We start from the raw sequence: 17,726 nt of genomic DNA on the forward strand, positions 1-17,726 counted from the left end.
GTTACGAAGTTCAGGGGTGGACGCTGTCTTCCGCTTCCAGCAGTTCGTGGTAGCGGTTCCTGATGGTGACCTCGGAGATGTTCGCGACCTCGCTGACCTCGCTCTGGGTGACCTTCTCGTTGGTCAGCAGCGAGGCCGCGTAGACGGCGGCGGCGGCCAGCCCGACGGGCGACTTCCCGGAGTGGACGCCCTCCTCCTTGGCGTTCTTCAGCAGCTGGCGGGCACGGCGCTCGACCTCCTCGGAGAGGTCGAGGTCCGAGGCGAACCGGGGGACGTAACTCTCGGGGTCGGCGGGCTGGATCTCGAGGCTGAGCTCCCGGACGACGTAGCGGTAGGTGCGTGCGATCTCGTCTTTGCCGACCCGCGAGACGTTGGCTATCTCGTCGAGCGACCGGGGCGTGCCGGCCTGTCGGGCGGCGGCGTACAGCGACGCCGTCGAGACGCCCTCGATGGAGCGCCCCGGAAGCAGGTCCTCGTCCAGCGCGCGGCGGTAGATGACGCTCGCCGTCTCGCGGACGTTCTCGGGGAGGCCGAGCGCGGAGGCCATGCGGTCTATCTCGCCCAGCGCCTGCTTGAGGTTGCGCTCCTTGGAGTCGCGGGTGCGGAACCGCTCGTTCCACGTCCGGAGCCGCTGCATCTTCTCGCGCTGGCGCGAGGACAGGGAGTTGCCGTAGGCGTCCTTGTCCTGCCAGCCGATGTTCGTCGACAGCCCCTTGTCGTGCATCATGTTCGTCGTCGGGGCTCCCACGCGGGACTTCTCGTCTTTCTCCTTCGAGTCGAACGCTCGCCACTCGGGGCCGGGGTCTATCTCGTCCTCCTCGACGACCAGCCCACAGTCCTCACAGACGGTCTCGCCGCGCTCGCTGTCGGAGAGCAGTGAGCCACCACACTCGGGACAGACGAGCTCCTCGTCTGTCCCCTCTGTCGTCTCCTCCACGTCGGTTTCGTTTTCATTCGTGTATCGGCGGATGGTGGTATCGGTCATTGGTTGCGAACTGACGGGTCTGGGTACCCGAAAAACGTCTCTTGTACCCTTTTGTTGTGGCCGGAGCAACTTAAAACCTTTCCCAAATCGCAAAGCTATCGTTTCCTTTTCGAAAAACACAGTTGGCAGTTCTTGCCGAAATACTCCTCTATCGAGAACAGCCCCCAACAGTTTGGACCCCTGTTTCGAAACGCTTACCGCCGGCCCGATACTCCGGCCGGACATGAGCGACAACGCTGTCGACCCGAGCGAGGTGCGTCACATCGCCGACCTCGCCCGTATCGACCTCGACGACGACGAGGTCGAGCGGTTCACCGAGCAGTTCGGCGAGATTCTGGCCGCCTTCGAGGCGCTGGACGAGGTGCCGGAGACCGACCGCGAGGCCGACCTCGCGAACGTCATGCGCCCCGACGAGGTCCGCGAGAGCCTGAGCCAGGAGGAAGCGCTCCGGAACGCCCCCGAGTCCGAGGCCGGGCAGTTCAAAGGGCCGAAGGTGTCGTGAGATGACCGACTACAACGGCTACATCGCCACCGAGACCATCGAGGGCGCCGACGACGGCCCCCTCGCCGGTCGCACCGTCGCGGTCAAGGACAACATCTCCACCGAGGGCGTCCAGACCACCTGTGGGTCCGCGATGCTGGAGGGGTACGTCCCGCCCTACGACGCGACGGTCGTCGAGCGCCTGAAGGAGGCCGGTGCGACCATCCCCGGGAAGACCAACATGGACGAGTTCGGGATGGGGACGACCACCGAGACCTCGGCCTACGGTCCCGTGGAGAACCCCGCCGCCGACGGGCGGGTCCCGGGTGGTTCCTCCGGTGGCTCCGCGGCCGTCGTCGCGGCGGGTGACGCCGACATGGCGCTGGGGAGCGACACGGGCGGGTCCATCCGCTGTCCGGCCGCCTTCTGTGGCGTCGTCGGCATCAAGCCCACCTACGGCCTGGTCTCCCGGTACGGCCTCGTCGCCTACGCCAACAGCCTCGAACAGATAGGCCCCATCGCGCCGTCCGTCGAGGAGGCCGCGGAGCTGCTGGAGGTCATCGCCGGCCCGGACGAGCGCGACGGGACGACGCGAGACGCCAGCGAACAGGTCGCGGACTACGCGTTCGCCGACGCCGCCGACGGCGACGTCGACGGCCTCTCTATCGGCGTCCCGACGGAACTGCTCGACGGCGCCGACGAGCAGGTCGTCGAGACGTTCTGGGACGCCATGGCCGACCTCGAATCCCAGGGCGCGAGCTACCACGAGGTCGACCTCCCGAGCGTCGAGCACGCCGTCGAGGCGTACTACGTCATCGCGATGTCGGAGGCCTCCTCGAACCTCGCCCGCTTCGACGGCGTCCGCTACGGCCAGTCGGGCGGCTACGAGGGCAACTGGAACGAGTCGTTCGCCAATTCGCGCGAGGAGGGCTTCGGCGAGGAGGTCAAGCGCCGCGTCCTGCTGGGCACCTACGCCCTCTCGGCGGGCTACCACGACAAGTACTACAAGAAGGCCCAGGACGCCCGCGCGTGGGTCAAGCAGGACTTCGACGAGGCGCTCTCGGAGGCCGACGTGCTGGCGTCGCCGACGATGCCGGTCCCGCCGATGAAGCGCGGCGAGAGCCTCGACGACCCGCTGACGATGTACCTGGCCGACGCCAACACGACCCCCGTGAACCTCGCGAACCTCCCGGCAATCTCGGTGCCCGCCGGCGAGACCGAGGACGGCCTCCCCGTCGGCCTGCAACTCGTCGGGCCGGCCTTCGGCGAGCGGACCATCATCCGGGCCGGCAGCGCGCTGGCGTAACGACGCGGGCGTGCGTCCGGGTCGGCGGCTCGCCGCCCGGAGAGGGACGCTTTTGTCACTCCGTCTCTACGGTCGGGTATGAGCGACGACGACGGACGACTGGCGTGGATCCACTGGCCGACGATGGCGAAGGGCGTCGCCGTCGGGGTCGGCGTCGGCCTCATCCTCGCACTGGTGCTGGAGGACTTCGCGTTCGGGATGCTGTTGGGCGTCGTGAACGGGCTCGCCTTCGGCATCGGGTGGTCCCGCTCGCGGTGATACCCCGGTAATCAGGTGCCACGCTTTTGTCCGACAGCGACCAACCCGAACCGTGAGCGACGTCGTCGTCTGGCACCGAGCGGACCTCCGAACGGTCGACAACGCCGCGCTGGCGGCCGCGGCCGACGCCGACCGGGTCGCGCCGGTGTTCGTCGTCGACCCCGAGTACTACGGCCCCGGCGGACTGGCCTGCGACGCCCGCCTGCGCTTTCTCCACGAGTGTCTCGCGGACCTCCGCGAGCAGTACCGGTCGCTCGGGAGTGACCTCGCCCTGTTGCACGGCGACCCCCGAGAACGGGTGGCCGACCTGCTCGCCGAGGGCTACGAGGTGTACGTCAACCGTGACGTGACCGCCAGACGGGGGCTGGACCGCGACCGGGCGCTGTTGGACCGCGAGGGCGTCACCGTCTTCGCGGACGACGGCCTCCGCCGACCCGACGCGCGGGCCCCGGACGGGACCGTCGCCGCCGACACCCGCGAGGACTGGGACGACCACTGCGAGGCGTACTTCGAGGGCGACCAGCGTCCGCGGCCCGAGTCACTCGGGCCGAACCCGCTTGACGGCGACGTGACCGTCGCGGACGTCGAGGCCCGCTACGACGTGTCGCCGTCGAAGTCGAGCGTGCCGGAGGGCGGCACCGTCGCCGGGAACGAGCGGCTCTCGGCGTTCGTCGACCGACTCGGGGAGTACCCGAGCGTCGTCTCGCCGCCGGCCGCCGCCGAGGCGCGCTCTTCGCGGCTCTCGCCGTACCTGAAGTTCGGCGCGCTCTCCCACCGCGAGGTGTACCAGCGGGTACAGGCGGCCCCGTCCTCGCGGGGGCGGTCGATGTACACCTCGCGGCTGTACTGGAACCGCCACTACCACCAGAAGCTCGCCGACTGGCCCGGCTGGACCGACCGAGCGGTCAATCCCGTCTTCCGGGGGCTGTTCCGGGACCGCCACGACCCGGAACTGGACCGGGCGTGGCGCGAGGGCCGGACGGGGTTTTCGGCCGTCGACGCCGCGATGCGGGCGCTGACCGAGACGGGCTACGTCAACTTCCGCTGGCGGGCGCTGGTGGCGACCTTCTACGTCTACGTCCTGAAGCAGTGGTGGAAGCGGGGGGCGGACTTCATGTACTACCACCTCGTCGACGCCGACCCCGCCATCAACTACACGCAGTGGCAGTCTCAGTGCAACCTCACCGGCGTCCACCCGGTGCGGGTGTACGACCCGGCCAAGCAGGTCCGGGAGTACGACCCCGACGGCGAGTTCGTCCGCGAGTACGTCCCCGAACTCGCACCGCTCCCAGACGAGCACCTCGCGCGCCCCGAACAGACGCCGGTCCACGTCCAGCGGGAGTGTGGCGTCGACGTCGGCGAGGACTACCCGTACCCCGTCGTCGACTACGACCACGAGGCCGAGCGTGCGCGGGACCTGTACGCCTCGCTGGCCGACCGGGCCGAAGAAGCGCTCTCGGACCCGCGGGTCCGCCGTCGGTGTTCGTTCTCGAACCGGGGTCGGCGCCGGACCGACGGCGACGACGACGCGTCGGGACAGGCCAGCCTCTCGGACTTCTGAGCTACAGGATGGAGTCGTAGACGGTCGCCAGCCGGTCGACGGCGTGGTCGACGCTGACCTGCTCCCGGCGCCCCAGACAGTTCTCGCTGAGTCGGTCGCGTTCGTCCAGCGTCCGCTCGATGGCCCGCCGGAAGCCCGCGACGTCGCCCTCGTCGTAGGTGTACCCCGTCTCCCCGTCGTCGATGGTATCGGAGAGCGCGCCGGCGTCGACGCCGGCGACCGGCGTCCCACAGCAGTTGGCCTCCAGCGCGACCAGCCCCTGCGTCTCGACGGGACTCGGGAACGCGAAGACGTCCAGCGCGCCGTACAGCTCCGGGAGTTCCTCGCGGTCGAGGAAGCCCAGAAAGCGGGCGTCGACGTCGCCCTCGGCGGCCGTCGCCTCGAGCTCCTCGCGGGCGGGCCCGTCGCCGCCGAAGACGACGGTCACGTCCAGTCCGTCGCAGGCCGTGAGGACGTCCTCGAGGCACTTCTCGTGGCCGTGTCGCCCGGTGTACCCCACGAGGGGGCCGTCGGGGAGGTCGTGGCGCGCCCGGAAGTCGCTGTCCGGGCGCGGCGCGAAGAACTCGGTGTCGACGCCGTTCGAGATGACCTCGACGCGGGCGTCGGCGCCGACCGTCTCCCGGATGTGGGCGGCGGCGCGTTCGCTCGGCGCGACGACGACGGCGGCGTGGTCCAGAAACCACCGCTCGTAGTGTTCGGCGCTGGACTGGACGGCCGCCTCGACGGTGGTGTTCGAGGAGACGTACTCGGCGTACTCGCCGGTCGGCGTGTGGTAGGAGGCCACCAGCGGCGCGTCGAGCTTCCGCGCGAGCCGCTGGCCGGCCATCCCCAGACTGAACGGCGTGTGGGCGTGGACGACGTCGGCGTCGTCGACCGCGTCGGGGATCTGGGGCATGCCGAGACGGAACCCCTCGTAGAAGGGGAACGGGAGACTCCGGACGGGGAACTCCCCGGGCTCGGGGTCGTGGTCGCTCTTCGGGTAGACGACGTCCATCCGGCCGCCGCGGGCGTGCCAGCGGTCCCGCCACGTCTTGACCGTGTACGTCACCCCGTTGACCGTCGGGAGGTACGTGTCGGTGAACGCGGCCACCTGCGGCAGTGTCATCGACGCGGCGTAAACAGACCAGCGGGTAAACCCTTGCTATTGGCCGCGATGCGAGCCTCCGCCGGTGCGTTTTTGAGCCCCCGCCAAGTGCATCTGCCAATGGCTTCGGACCGCTGGCTGTACGCGTGGGCACTGGGGTCGGTCGCGTTGGGGGCGGCATCGCTGCTCGTCCCGTTGTACTTCGTCACCATCGGCGGGAGCACGCTCCTGTTGGGCGTCCTCGCCGGCGTCGCCGCCGCGGCGGGCGCACCCGGCGCGCTCCTCTTCGGTCGCATCGCCGACCGGACCGGCAGACGGCGCTCGCTCGTCCTCGGAGCGCTCGGTCTCGCCGGCGGGTCGATACTGCTCGTCGCCCTCACGGACGTCGAGTGGGTCGTCATCCTCGGCAACGGCCTCCTGTGGTTCGCGGCGGGCGCGGCCGCTCCCGTCCTCACACTGCTCGTCACCGTCGGCGCGCTCGAGCGCGAGTGGCCCGGCCGGTTCGCGACGCTCAACCGCTATCAGGGGTGGGGCTGGGCCGGTGGCCTCGTCCTCGGGCTGGCGTGGACGGCCACCCTCTCCGGACCGCTCGGGACGGAAGTCGCCCAGCAGACGCTGTTGTGGGTCTGTGCCGGCGTCGCTATCGTCTCGGCGGTACTGGGCGCGAAGTGGCTGCCGGCCGACCCGGAACAGGGGTTCGACCGGCCACGCCCCAGTCGCATCGCCCGCGCCATCGCACGCTCGCGGCGACTCCCCGTTCGGAGTGCGACGTTCCCGGTCGGCCCGGCCCGCGTCTACTGGCTCACTCGCTCGATGCACCCGCGGGAACTCGCGGCCCGTCTCACGCCGGCCCTCTCGCTGTACTTCGCCGCCGTCGTCGCCGTCTTCGCCGGGTTCGGCGTGTTCTGGGGGCCGCTCCCGTCGTACCTCGCGGGGACGCTCGGCTACGGGTCCAGCGTCATCTTCGCGCTGTACCTGGTCTCGAGCCTCGGGTCGGCGCTGTGTTACGGCGTCGCGGGTCGGCTGGCCGAGCGCTACGACGCCACCGGCCTACAGACCGGCGGGCTACTGGCCCGCGCCGCGCTCCACCCCGCCGTGGCCGTCGTCGGCGCGCTGCTCCCGGTGACGGCGGTCGGACTCGTGACGAGCGGCGTCGTCTTCGTCGGCATCGGCGTGGCGTGGGCCGTCGTGGCCGTCACCGCCGCCAGCATCGTCACGCGCCTGGCACCACCGGCCATCAGGGGACAGGCACTCGGCCTGTACACCGCGCTCTCCGGCCTCGCCAGCGGCGTCGGCTCCGTCCTCGGCGGCTGGCTGGCTGGGTACGGGTTCACCGTCGCGTTCGGTGCCGCCGGCGCGCTCGTCCTCGTCGGTACCGCCCTCGTGGCGGTCCTCTGGCGGCGCAACCCACAATCCACGACGAACGTCGCCCCGACGGCGGACTGAGGCGGCCGCTCAGACCAGTTCCTCGTACGTCTCGACCAGTCGCTCGCCGACCCGGTCGAGGCCGTGGTCGCGGGCCGTCGCCTTCGCGTTCTCGCCGAGTCGGTCGCGGAGGTCGGGGTTGGCCTCCAGACGCGCCAGCGCCTCGCGGAACTCCGCCTCGTCCGAACAGATGAGACAGTCGTGGCCGTCCTCGTAGTACTCGCGGAAGACGGGGATGTCCGAGAGGACGACGGCCTTCCCGCAGGCCATCGCCTCCAGCACGACGATGCCCTGGTTCTCGACCTTCGAGGGGAACAGGAACACGTCGCCCGCGCCGTAGGCGCCGCGGACGTCCTCGACCCACCCGGTGAAGGTGACGTTCTCGGGCGGGTCTGCGGTCCACTTCCGCACCTCACTGGACCCGTGTGGACCGTCGTCGTAGGTGCCGAACCACGCGAAGTCGTGGTCGGTCTGCTGGGCCAGTTCACAGAACGTCGTCAGCCCCTTCCGCTCGAAGACGCTCCCGACGGCGAAGACGACCATCCCCTCGAGGTCGTACCTGTTCCGGTACTCCTCGCGGAACGACTCGAACCCCTCGAGCGGGGCCGTGTCGACGCCGTTCGTGACGGGGCGGATGGGGGCGTCGACGGGGTACTCTTCGAGGACCCCCTTCGTGTACTCGGAGGGACAGAGCACCGTATCCGCCTGCGAGTAGAACCACTTGAGGTACTCGCCCAGCGCCGGCGCGACGAGGTTCGACCCGCGGAAACTCCCGCGGAAGTCCTCGCGGGTGACGTGGGCGTGGAGGACCAGCGGGATGTCGTTGCGCGTGGCGTGGCGGGCGACGGCGACGGACCCCGGCCCGATCATGTTGCAGTGGGCCACGTCGTACTCACGGAAGACGGGGTCGTCGAACGCGACGTTGCCACCGACCGCCCACCCGGGGTGGCCGTCGGTCCACGGGGTGGTGAGGACGTCGACGTCGGTGTCGGCGAGCGCCTGTCGCTGGTGGTCGACGGACGTGCCGATGCCCGACCGGTCGAGGCGGTCGGCGAGTTCGAGGTAGTTCAGGACGCGCACGGACGGTCGGACCGTTGCCGCCAGCAAAACTGTACCGACTCCGTTCGCAGTCCGGAAGGCGTTTTTACGCGCCGGCCGAGAGAGGAGTGATGACAGACGAGGCGACCATCGCCCGCGAGCGCATCGACCGCCTCCAGTCGATGGCCCGCGAGGCCGTCCGCGAGGGCCGCGAGGACCGGGCCCGCGAGTACGTCGGGCGTGCGCGCCGCATCGCCGAGCGGCACCGCCTCCGTCTCCCGCGGGCCTTCGAGCGGTCGATATGCCGCTCCTGTGATACGTTCCTCGTCCCGGGGCGGAACGCGCGGGTCCGGACCCAGTCCGGCCACGTCGTCGTCACCTGTGAGTGTGGGTCACACGCTCGCTACCCCTACGACTGAGTTTCTTTACGACTGTTGGTTTTAAACGTATCGCCGCCCTTTGTCCCTCCATATGCCCGAGACGTCTCGCGAGCAGCGAATCCACGAACTCGACGCGACACTTCGCGTCGGAAAGAACGGTATCGAACCGGTGGTCGACGAACTCGACACGCAGTTGAGTGACAACCAATTCGTGAAGGTGAAGTTCCTGCGGTCGGCCCGCGGCGGCACCACGACCGAAGCGCTCGCCGACGAGATGGCCGACCAGGTGAACGCGTCGGTCGCACAGGTGCGAGGTCACACCGCGGTGTTCGAACGATGATGCTCCAGCAGGGACTCACACCTATCGCGCGCTTCCTCGATAGCATCGGCGTGCCGGCGGCCGACGCCATCGGGTCGGCCCTGACGTTCTTGCTCGTCTTCGTCGTCATCTACCTGCTCGGTCGTGCCTTCGTCGTGCCGGTCGTCGACCGGGTGCTCAAGCGCCGCGACCTCGACGAGCACGCTCGCAAACCACTGAACAAGGTGACGAGTATCGTCCTCGTGTTCGTGGGCATCGCCGTCGCGTTCGGCATGGCGGGTTACGGCGATTTCCTGCAGTCCCTCGCGACGGTGGCCGCGGCCGCGACGCTGGCCATCGGGTTCGCGATGCAGGACGTGCTGAAGAACTTCGTCGCCGGCATCTTCATCTTCACCGACAAGCCGTTCCGCATCGGTGACTGGATCGAGTGGGACGGCAACGCCGGCGTCGTCGAGGACATCAGCCTCCGCGTCTCCCGCGTGCGCACGTTCGACAACGAACTGCTGACGGTCCCGAACTCCGAACTCACCGACGGCGTCATCAAGAACCCAGTCGCGAAGGAGCAGCTCCGCCTGAAGTTCGTCTTCGGCATCGGCTACGACGACGACATCGACAAGGCGACCGACATCATCCTCGAGGAGGCCGAGAGACACGAGGGCATCCTCGAGGACCCGGCGCCCTCCGTCCGGCTGGTCGAACTCGGCGACTCCTCCGTCGGTCTCCAGTCCCGCATCTGGATAGACAACCCCAGTCGCTCGGACTTCGTGAAGACCCGCGGCGAGTACGTCCAGTCGGTCAAGGAACGGTTCGACGATGAGGACATCGACATCCCGTACCCGAACCGCACCATCGGCGGCGGCCTCGAACTCGCCGGCATGGACGGCGTCGTCGAACCGGCCGACGACTGACGACGCCTCGTTTCTCTGTCTTCGCCGTCACTGCCGAGCGACGGCCGTGCCGACCGCCCGACCTCGGGAGCGCCGTGACTACGCTGTCCGTCGGCAGGTCCCGCAGGATTACCGGTTCGCGGAGCCTCGGCTATCGGGCGGTGATACCGGATGAATGGACGGACAGCCGGGATTGCCCGACGTTCGGGCGTGGGTAATCCCGTTTGCCTCCTCCACCCCGCGACCCCACGAGCGACGGGTGTCCGATGGTCCGCTGCTCACTTCCGTGCCTGACGGGCTGCCATCGATCAACCACGTGGGCGCATCCCTGCAGATGCGACCACGTGGACCGCCGTCCCCGTGGGACGAGGCTTCTACGTTGGCTCACGGGGTCCACGTCCGTCTGACCGGACGCCCCCGGGGTTCGGTCCCCGCTCATGACCACAGTGCGGGCGAGGAGGGGGGCCAAGCCCCCCGACCTAGTCCACTTCGATGGTCCGCCGCCGCCCCATAAGGGCCTTTCGGAACATCCGGGGACCGCGCGGCGATACGCTCAGAAGAGGCCGAGCGCGCGAGCGAACCACGCCGACCCGACGGGCACGGGGACGCTGGCGAGGACGACCGCCCACCGGTGGTGTTCGATGAGCGTCGACTCCGAGAGGCCCAGCACGAGACTGACCGGCACCGTCGCCGCCCAGACGAGGCTCAACCCGACGATGAACAGGCCCAGGACGAGCGTCGCGCCGGCGGCGATGCTGGGGTCGGTCCGCCCCTCCCGACCAGCCGCGAGGACGATGATGGCGACCAGCGCGAGCACGCCCGGGATGACCGGTGAGACGCCGCCAGACCCGTAGTAGGCGCCGACGGCGCTCGTCGTCTCGACGACGAGGTACGGCACCGCGAGCGAGAGCAGATAGAGGACGCAACCGGCGATACCGACGGTCGGTGCGGTCCGGAGGTGGTTCATACCCGCGCTCCGGCCGGCGGCGTCTTAACACCGACGTTCGAGCGAAACGAGGAAATGGCCGCTCGCTCTAGCCCCGGACATGGGATTCGGTTCGACGGCGAAGAAGATACAGAAAGTGGCCGACGTCGCCGACAAGCTCTACACGAAGGTCAACGAGCTGAAGACACAGGTACAGGAGCTCAGCGAGACGGTCGAGGACACGAACGGCCGCGTCGACGACGTCGAGCGCCAGCTGGCCGAGCAGCGCGCACTGTTGGAGGCGCTCGCCGAGGAACGGGACGTCGACGTGGACGCGGTCCTCGCCGAGTCGGTTGAGCAGGCACAGGCCGAGGAATGAGCCCGCCGGTCACAGGTCGACGGTCCGTGTCTCGCGATTCGGGAGGCGAACCGTCGCAGTCCCGTCGCCGGTCAGTTCGACGGTGCCGTCGAACAGGTTGGTGAGGGCGGCTACCGTCTCGTCGTCGTGGGCCGTCGCCGTGAGCGTGTAGAACCCCACCGCGTCGGCGTTGGCGACGCGCGACGTGAACACGTGGACGAACCGGAACACGCTCTGGTGGGACGAGTAGACCAGTAGCGGCGAGAGCGAGTCTACCAGCACGCGGGTCCGTTGGATGCCCTGTGCCGTGTAGTGGGACCGGACGAACTCGGCGAACTTCCTGTTGATACCGCTCGTGTCACTGGGTGACGACGTGAACTTGGTGTCGCCGTCGCCCGCGACCGAGTGCCCGATGGTCTCCGAGACGGCGTCGACGACGCGGAGCGTCGGTTCATCTCGGTTCTCTCCTGCGAACAGTACCCGGTAGTCCGAGCGCACCCTGTCGGCGGTGTCCCGCGTCGTCACGACGAGGGCGCCCTCACCCTGTCTGGACCCGGTCGCGAGCGCTCGCATCCCGAAGCGACGTTTACCGCAGAGTGGTGGCCCCGTGACGAGGACGTTCGTCCCGGGTTCCAGCGCGAAATCGAACGGTCCGTGTCCGATGTCGTACATTCCGGCCTCACTGGTCCGCTGAGGGTAGCGGGCGTATCGACGCGATGTTTGTACGAGTATCCGAACAGACATATAATCCTTGTCCTGTCGAATCCCAGAGAGGCGACGACGTCGCGGAGCCGTGCGTGGGGGTCCCTCACGAGCGCGATACGGAACCGGTTGGTTTAAACCGGAACGCCGAGTTACGTCTCCACGTAGGGCGCTTAGCTCAGCCTGGACAGAGTGCTTGGCTTCGGACCAAACCGTCGGGGGTTCAAATCCCTCAGCGCCCGTGCAACGAACCGACGAGCGATGCGAGTCGGTGACGTGAACCGGCACTTCGGATTCGAACCCTGGAAGACGAACGAAGTGAGTCTTCCTCCGGTTCAAATCCCTCAGCGCCCGTGACTTCTCCGCGAACGACAGTGAGTGCCGAGGTGTGGCGACCCAGGATTCGGACCAGTCCCCTCGAAAGCAATCCCTGGGAAGCGTACGCCAGTCGTGGCAGTGGGGCCGCCTCACTCTCCGCCCGTCGCCTGACTTCGCGTCGAGAGCCGTCCGGTGGTCCGCCGCTCGTCGGTCTCCGCTTCCACCGGGTAACCCACCGACGGAGCGGGAACGACCGCGGACGCCCCGGCGCCGGTATAAATAGGTTATAGGATTAAGCTACAGAACAATGCCCTCACACGCCCTCTCTCTACGTGTATGACGCAGAGAGCCCGTCGCGACGACCGAAGCAGAGCTACCGAACCGGACTTCTACATCCCCGCGGGCACCACCGGGTCGTTCGTGGCCAGTCGCATCGAACGTTTCTGGGCGACGCTGTTCAACCACGGCATCAGCCCATCGGCGTAGCTCCGGACGACCGCGTCGAGACAGTCGGTCGACGGCGACCGCACTGCTTTCTGAGCGGGTTCCCTCGGCCCGACCGACGTGTACGAGAGAGAAGTAGTGAACAGCAACTCAGTGCCCCGAACCCGTTACCAATCGACTCAGTTAAGTCGCCACGCGGCCACCTCTACGTCCCTGACAGCGAGTCCCGGCCCGTCGATTCGCACCCGGCGGCTCGAAAGCGCGCGCCCTCGAACCGAGAAAGTCGATACCACTCGTTCTACAGAACATGACTGATATCAAAGCGGTCGTCCGCGTCGAGCACCCGGACATAGTGCTCACAGAGACAGTCGCCCACGACCGACGTTCGAAAGTCAAGTCCGTGTCAGAGGCAGGAACCGACCCGTCGTCGGGGAAGTTCTTCTACCACATAGAGTCGCCCGACTTCTCCGAGTTCGAGGACGGGCTGCGGAACGACAACACCGTCGGCGGATTCGAACGCGTCATCGAGACCAGAGACGACGAGGCGATATACAGCTTCGAGTACACGGACGAAGCGAAGCTCCTCTCGCCCGTCATCTCGACCGCCAACGGTGTCATACTCGAGATGCAGAACGAAGGACAGGCCTGGATACTGTCGATATGGCTCCCCGAGCGGACGAACCTCGTCCACCTCTGGGACTACGCCCAGCAGAACGACATCGACATCGAGTTGCTGCGGGTGAACGAGTACGCCAGTCTGGGCAACACCGACGCCGGACTGACCGACAGCCAGCGGGAGGCGCTCCTCGCCGCGTTCGAGACGGGGTACTTCGAGGAACCGCGTGACGCGACGCTCGGCGAGGTCGCCGCCGACCTGGACATCTCCCAACCGGCAGCCAGTGGACTCCTCCGGCGCGGTATCAAGCGGCTCATCGTGTCGTCCCTGCTCGACGACGGCGCGGAGCAGGAGTGACCGACGGCGACCGTCGGCGCGGGGCCCGTCACGATGACCCTGCGGCGCTCGGTCTGGCTACGTCCCCGGTGGCACCCACTGACTGAGCGGGTCTCGCAGGCGGTTAATGCGCTATTCTGTTCGGAGACGCGAGCGACACGTCGCGGGTACTCCCCGCAGAACCGGACTACGACCGGTCTCGATGCCCGCATCCCGACGGAACCCCCGCGGTGACGGCTCCACGTTTCGGTGACACTGAGACGGTGCGAACACGGACCGTGTCGAATCGAGCGCGTCGGGGTGAGGCGTTTAGACAGGTGCTAAGCCCCGCGTGGCCGCGTGAAGCGTCACGGGTACCTAAGAGCCACCGACACTACTCGAGTCTGTGAGCGAGGAGACGAAGCACACCCGACGGAGAGCCCTCCAATCGATTTGCGGCGTCGCCATCGCCGGTCTCGCCGGCTGTACCTCGGTCGGCTCCTCGGATTCGACGGGCGACCCCACCGAGACACCGACTGGGACCGAGACACGAACGGACACGCGAACGCCCGAGCGGACGGCTACCGAGACCTCCGACGGCGCCCAGTTCGTCGAGAACCCGGCGGCAGTCCATCCGACGCTGGTCGAGGAGACGTCGGTCCCGGACGACGAGGTCCTGCTCGGCTTCCGTCTCGAGGACTCGTCGCTCCCGTTTACGACCGAGGTGTATCACGCGCCGGACGACGCCGAGATACAGGCCACGGAGACGTACGACACCCAGGACCTCTCTGCGGTGGGGCTGGTGCCCGAGTCGCCGCGGGCGCTCGACACCGTCGAGACCGACCGCGAGGACGTCCACTACGGGACCACGACTGTCGGTGAGCCACTGGCGGTCACGCTCGTCGCGCGCCACGACGGCGAGACGTTCGACTGGAGCGCCTGGTCCCGGACCGGCTACCCGCACGACGGCCACGACGAGTCGGACCCCGCGCTGCGCGTCGACTGTTACTGCGGCGGCGCCATCTACACCGCCCCGGGTGGCGGGACGTGGGCGCGGGTGATTCAGGTGACGCCGACGGAGCGCGTCGACCCCGGGACGAGCGTGGTGCTCAACTGGACGTCGAGCCGGGCCTGAACCCCGGCCCCGGGTCCACGGACGTCACCACCGACCGCACCGGTTATTGCGCTCCCGGTACTGGCAGGGGCTGTGACAGACTGGCCACCGGCCGAGCCCGCCGACGCGACGGCGGTCGCCGAACGAAGGGACGAACTGGTCGAGGCGGTCCGCGACCACGCCGGGCAGATCGCCTACCAGTTGGCCCGCCTGCAGGGCGGCGACTACGGACAGGCGACCGTCGAGACGGACGGCGGCGAGTGGACGGTCAAGTACGAGGGCGGCGACCTGGAGTACCTCCGCTACGACCCCGGTCGGGGGCAGGAGGTGTACGTCATCTCGACCAAACAGCCCCCAGAACCGGACGCACTGGCCGACGCGCTGGTCGACTACCCGGCCTTCGTCGAGGGGTTCCGCGACTACGTCGAGTCGCTGGACGGGGTCCTCGACGACGTCGGGACCGAGTTCCCCGAGGTGGCGACCACCGACGGCGTCGTCGGCGAGCGCGACCGCGTCCTCGGCCGCATCCGCGAGGTGTGCGACCGCATCGCCGGCGAGCTCCAGCGTTACGAGGGCGGCGACTACGGCACCTACGCCACGCGGATCGACGGCACCCGCTGGGAGCTGAAGTGGGAGGGTGCGCGGGCGTCGTACCTCCGGGTCGGCGGCACCGGCGGCCTCTACCTGCTCTCCCAGTACGAACCGCCGTCGGCGGCCGACATCCGCGAGTACGCGCCGCGGTTCCGGGGGTTCGTCGCGGCGTACAACGACCACGTCGCGGAACTGGAGTCGGACCTCGCGACCGTCGAGTTGTGAGCGAGTCCGGCGACGGGCGTGACCCGGCCGGCACGCCGGTCGTCGTGTCGGTAGACCTATACGCACGGGCCGCCCCTCTCCACCGTGGATTCTAACGACGTCCGTGACGAGTGGGCGGACCGTTCCGGCGAGTACTCGCCGACGTACTACGCCCACTACGGCCCGGACGAGACGAGCGAGTTGGTGCAGTCGATTCTCGACGCCGAAGTCGGGCGAGCCGCGAGCGTGCTGGAGGTTGGGTGTGGCGTGGGCCGCCACCTCGCCGCGCTCGCCGAGGCGGGCTTTACGGACCTGACGGGCGTCGACGTCAACGCGGAGGCGCTCGACGTCCTCGCGGAGACGTACCCCGAACTGGCCGAGACGGGGTCGTTCCACGCCGAGGCCATCGAGGCGTACGCCACCGACGTCGCCGACGACGCCTTCGACGCCGTGTTCTCCGTGGAGACGCTCCAGCACATCCACCCCGACGTCGAGTGGGTGTTCGACGACCTCGCGCGTATCGCCGGGGACTGCATCGTCACCGTCGAGAACGAGGGCGGCGAGTACGGCACGGTCAACTACGTCGACGAGGACGTCCCGCTGTACTACCGGGACTGGAACCGCGTGTTCACCGACCGCGGGTTCGTCGAGACCACCTCGTCCGAGCGCAAGCGCGACACGGTCCGCGTGTTCCGGCGGGCAGAGCAGTAGGTCGCGAGACTCAGTCCGCCCCCTCTCGCGGGACCCAGCCACAGTCGCCGCAGGTCTCGATAGCGCTCCCGCGACGGAGACGGCCCCCACAGGAGGGACACGGCGCTCGGGAGTCTGGTGCAGCGGTCATCTCAGTCGTCGTCGCTGGTGACGATGTCCGCCGAGAGGCCCTGCGCCATCTGGATGTCCTTCGAGTTGTTGAGCGTCCACGCCGTCCGGTCGGTGACGGCCTCGATGATCTCGCGGGCCGACGGGTAGCCGTTCCCGGAGCGTTTGACGCCGCCGAAGGGGAGCTGGACCTCCGCGCCGATGCAGGGGAGGTTGCCGTAGGCGAGGCCGAGCTCCGCGTGGTCGCGGTAGTAGTTTATCTGGCGGTAGTCCTCGGAGACGATGGCGCCGGCCAGTCCGTATGGGGTGTCGTTCTGGATGTCGACGGCGCGTTCGATGTCACCGTCGTACTCCAAGAGGGCGACGTGGGGGCCGAACACCTCCTCGTGCGTACAGCGCAGGTCGGCGTCCGGGTCGGCCTCGTAGACGAACGGCCCGACCCAGTGGCCGTCCTCGTGACCCTCCGGAATCTCCTCGGGGTCGAGTTCCGTGCGGTCGACGAGGACGTTCACGCCCTCCTCGCGGGCGAGGTCGTTGTACTCGGTGACCTTCTCGCGGTGGTCGGCCTCGATGAGCGGGCCCATGAACGTGTCCTCCTGTAGGGGGTCGCCGACGGCGACCTTCGAGGCCACGTCGACGAACCGCTCCTTGAACTCGTCGTAGACGTCCGTGTGGACGACGAGGCGCTCCGAGGAGACACAGCGCTGGCCGGTGGTCTTGAACGAGGACATCACCGCCGAGTGGACGGCGATGTCCATGTCGGCTTCCTCGGTGATGACGACGGCGTTCTTCCCGCCCATCTCGCAGGCGGCGCGCTTGCCGGAGACGCCGCCGACCGAGTCGGCGATCTGGTGGCCGACTTCGGCCGACCCGGTGAAGAGGACCGTCTCCACGTCGTCGGACTGGACGATGGCGTTCCCGGCGTCGCCGTACCCCTGCACCATGTTGAACACGCCGTCGGGGACGCCCGCCTCGTCGAACAGTTCGGCGATGACGTTCGCGCATCTGGGCGTCTGCTCGGCCGGTTTGAACACGACGGTGTTCCCCTCGACGAGCGCGACGGCCATGTGCCAGTAGGGGATGGCGATGGGGAAGTTCCACGGGGTGATACAGCCGACGACGCCGCGCGGCTTGCGGCGCATGTAGGCGTCCTTCGCGGGAATCTCCGAGGGGACGATGTCGCCGCTCGGGTGGCGGGCGTCGCCGGCGGCCCACTCGACCATGTGCGCGGCCTCGACGACGTCGGCGCGGCCCTCGCTGATCTCCTTGCCGCACTCGCGGGTGACTATCTCGCCGTACTCGTCGACGTTCGTCTTCAGTTCGTGGTAGACGTCCCAGAGGTACTCCGCGCGGTCGATGCGGGAGAGTTCCCGCCACTCGTCGTAGGCCGCGTCGGCGGCCTCGACGGCCCGTGCTACGTCCTCGGGCGTCCCGCGGCGGAACTCGCCCAGCGTCTCGCCCGTCGCGGGGTTCCGGCTCGCGAACGTCTCGGAGCCCTCGCCGTCGGTCCATTCGCCGTCGATGTAGTGCTGATGTGTCGCTGCCATATCATCTTCTACGCCGAGCGAGCGCCAATAGCCCCATCCGACCATGGAC

General features: G+C 68.5%; 20 protein-coding genes, 1 tRNA gene and 1 other RNA gene. 15 read left to right on the forward strand and 7 right to left on the reverse strand.

Features of this window, described 5'->3' with window-relative positions:
• Nucleotides 1–10: 10 nt before the first annotated feature.
• A complete protein-coding gene (locus ACV7GQ_RS05075; protein ID WP_470312460.1) occupies nucleotides 11–985 on the reverse strand; it encodes a transcription initiation factor IIB in 975 nt (324 codons plus the stop codon).
• A 223-nt stretch (nucleotides 986–1,208) separates the two neighbouring features.
• On the opposite strand from ACV7GQ_RS05075, the gene gatC reads away from it, so the two are divergent.
• The 4 genes from gatC (at nucleotide 1,209) to ACV7GQ_RS05095 (ending at nucleotide 4,591) form a co-directional block, all read left to right on the forward strand.
• Nucleotides 1,209–1,487, forward strand: a complete 279-nt coding sequence (gene gatC / locus ACV7GQ_RS05080) for an Asp-tRNA(Asn)/Glu-tRNA(Gln) amidotransferase subunit GatC (protein WP_470312461.1) — start codon at nucleotides 1,209–1,211, stop codon at nucleotides 1,485–1,487.
• 1 nt (nucleotide 1,488) lies between these two features.
• Complete coding sequence (gene gatA, locus ACV7GQ_RS05085) at nucleotides 1,489–2,772, forward strand: Asp-tRNA(Asn)/Glu-tRNA(Gln) amidotransferase subunit GatA (protein ID WP_470312462.1); 1,284 nt, start codon at nucleotides 1,489–1,491, stop codon at nucleotides 2,770–2,772.
• Between the two features lie 78 nt (nucleotides 2,773–2,850).
• Nucleotides 2,851–3,030 (forward strand): hypothetical protein, encoded by a 180-nt coding sequence (locus ACV7GQ_RS05090; RefSeq protein WP_470312463.1) that lies wholly within the window; start codon nucleotides 2,851–2,853, stop codon nucleotides 3,028–3,030.
• A gap of 52 nt (nucleotides 3,031–3,082) precedes the next feature.
• Nucleotides 3,083–4,591: an FAD-binding domain-containing protein gene (locus tag ACV7GQ_RS05095; RefSeq protein WP_470312464.1), complete on the forward strand. Its 1,509-nt coding sequence runs from the start codon at nucleotides 3,083–3,085 to the stop codon at nucleotides 4,589–4,591.
• Between the two features lies 1 nt (nucleotide 4,592).
• On the opposite strand, the gene ACV7GQ_RS05100 is transcribed toward ACV7GQ_RS05095, so the two are convergent.
• Nucleotides 4,593–5,696, reverse strand: a complete 1,104-nt coding sequence (locus tag ACV7GQ_RS05100; RefSeq protein ID WP_470312465.1) for a glycosyltransferase — start codon at nucleotides 5,694–5,696, stop codon at nucleotides 4,593–4,595.
• Between the two features lie 48 nt (nucleotides 5,697–5,744).
• Here ACV7GQ_RS05100 and ACV7GQ_RS05105 point away from each other — a divergent pair, with 48 nt between their 5' ends.
• Nucleotides 5,745–7,121, forward strand: a complete 1,377-nt coding sequence (locus ACV7GQ_RS05105) for an MFS transporter (RefSeq protein WP_470312466.1) — start codon at nucleotides 5,745–5,747, stop codon at nucleotides 7,119–7,121.
• Nucleotides 7,122–7,130: 9 nt separating this feature from the next.
• On the opposite strand, the gene ACV7GQ_RS05110 is transcribed toward ACV7GQ_RS05105, so the two are convergent.
• Nucleotides 7,131–8,180, reverse strand: a complete 1,050-nt coding sequence (locus ACV7GQ_RS05110) for a glycosyltransferase family 4 protein (RefSeq protein WP_470312467.1) — start codon at nucleotides 8,178–8,180, stop codon at nucleotides 7,131–7,133.
• 89 nt (nucleotides 8,181–8,269) lie between these two features.
• Here ACV7GQ_RS05110 and ACV7GQ_RS05115 point away from each other — a divergent pair, with 89 nt between their 5' ends.
• From ACV7GQ_RS05115 to ACV7GQ_RS05125, 3 genes are read left to right on the forward strand one after another with little or no spacing between them, the layout of a single operon-like run.
• Nucleotides 8,270–8,557, forward strand: coding sequence for a ribonuclease P protein component 4 (locus ACV7GQ_RS05115; RefSeq protein WP_470312468.1), 288 nt, complete (start codon nucleotides 8,270–8,272; stop codon nucleotides 8,555–8,557).
• Nucleotides 8,558–8,609: 52 nt separating this feature from the next.
• Nucleotides 8,610–8,858, forward strand: coding sequence for a YhbY family RNA-binding protein (locus ACV7GQ_RS05120; RefSeq protein ID WP_470312469.1), 249 nt, complete (start codon nucleotides 8,610–8,612; stop codon nucleotides 8,856–8,858).
• Complete coding sequence (locus ACV7GQ_RS05125) at nucleotides 8,858–9,745, forward strand: mechanosensitive ion channel family protein (RefSeq protein ID WP_470313138.1); 888 nt, start codon at nucleotides 8,858–8,860, stop codon at nucleotides 9,743–9,745. The genes ACV7GQ_RS05120 and ACV7GQ_RS05125 overlap by 1 nt, the downstream gene beginning before the upstream one ends.
• A gap of 152 nt (nucleotides 9,746–9,897) precedes the next feature.
• On the opposite strand, the gene ffs is transcribed toward ACV7GQ_RS05125, so the two are convergent.
• Nucleotides 9,898–10,214, reverse strand: an RNA gene (ffs, locus tag ACV7GQ_RS05130) — signal recognition particle sRNA.
• 63 nt (nucleotides 10,215–10,277) lie between these two features.
• Nucleotides 10,278–10,691, reverse strand: a complete 414-nt coding sequence (locus ACV7GQ_RS05135; protein WP_470312470.1) for a DUF7548 family protein — start codon at nucleotides 10,689–10,691, stop codon at nucleotides 10,278–10,280.
• Nucleotides 10,692–10,770: 79 nt separating this feature from the next.
• Here ACV7GQ_RS05135 and ACV7GQ_RS05140 point away from each other — a divergent pair, with 79 nt between their 5' ends.
• Nucleotides 10,771–11,028, forward strand: a complete 258-nt coding sequence (locus ACV7GQ_RS05140) for a DUF5798 family protein (protein ID WP_470312471.1) — start codon at nucleotides 10,771–10,773, stop codon at nucleotides 11,026–11,028.
• 9 nt (nucleotides 11,029–11,037) lie between these two features.
• Here the strand turns inward: ACV7GQ_RS05140 and ACV7GQ_RS05145 are convergent, their stop codons facing one another.
• Nucleotides 11,038–11,679 carry an RAD55 family ATPase gene (locus ACV7GQ_RS05145; RefSeq protein ID WP_470312472.1) on the reverse strand — a complete coding sequence of 214 codons (642 nt, stop codon included), beginning with the start codon at nucleotides 11,677–11,679 and terminating at the stop codon, nucleotides 11,038–11,040.
• A 197-nt stretch (nucleotides 11,680–11,876) separates the two neighbouring features.
• Between ACV7GQ_RS05145 and ACV7GQ_RS05150 the strand changes: the two genes are divergently transcribed.
• From ACV7GQ_RS05150 to ACV7GQ_RS05175, 6 genes are all read left to right on the forward strand, one after another.
• Nucleotides 11,877–11,951 (forward strand) — tRNA-Arg (locus ACV7GQ_RS05150).
• Between the two features lie 412 nt (nucleotides 11,952–12,363).
• The gene (locus ACV7GQ_RS05155; RefSeq protein ID WP_470312473.1) at nucleotides 12,364–12,513 is read left to right on the forward strand and encodes a hypothetical protein; all 150 of its coding nucleotides are present in this window, start codon (nucleotides 12,364–12,366) and stop codon (nucleotides 12,511–12,513) included.
• A gap of 265 nt (nucleotides 12,514–12,778) precedes the next feature.
• A complete protein-coding gene (locus ACV7GQ_RS05160; RefSeq protein ID WP_470312474.1) occupies nucleotides 12,779–13,444 on the forward strand; it encodes a helix-turn-helix domain-containing protein in 666 nt (221 codons plus the stop codon).
• Nucleotides 13,445–13,808: 364 nt separating this feature from the next.
• Entirely contained in the window at nucleotides 13,809–14,537 is a 729-nt protein-coding gene (locus ACV7GQ_RS05165; RefSeq protein ID WP_470312475.1) for a hypothetical protein, read from the forward strand.
• Between the two features lie 72 nt (nucleotides 14,538–14,609).
• The gene (locus ACV7GQ_RS05170; protein WP_470312476.1) at nucleotides 14,610–15,332 is read left to right on the forward strand and encodes a profilin-fold protein; all 723 of its coding nucleotides are present in this window, start codon (nucleotides 14,610–14,612) and stop codon (nucleotides 15,330–15,332) included.
• Nucleotides 15,333–15,416: 84 nt separating this feature from the next.
• Nucleotides 15,417–16,022 (forward strand): class I SAM-dependent methyltransferase, encoded by a 606-nt coding sequence (locus ACV7GQ_RS05175; protein ID WP_470312477.1) that lies wholly within the window; start codon nucleotides 15,417–15,419, stop codon nucleotides 16,020–16,022.
• A 131-nt stretch (nucleotides 16,023–16,153) separates the two neighbouring features.
• Here ACV7GQ_RS05175 and ACV7GQ_RS05180 read toward each other — a convergent pair whose 3' ends face one another.
• The gene (locus ACV7GQ_RS05180; RefSeq protein ID WP_470312478.1) at nucleotides 16,154–17,677 is read right to left on the reverse strand and encodes an aldehyde dehydrogenase family protein; all 1,524 of its coding nucleotides are present in this window, start codon (nucleotides 17,675–17,677) and stop codon (nucleotides 16,154–16,156) included.
• Nucleotides 17,678–17,726 lie beyond the last annotated feature (49 nt).

It is taken from the genome of Haloarcula sp. MBLA0163, from assembly GCF_055632435.1.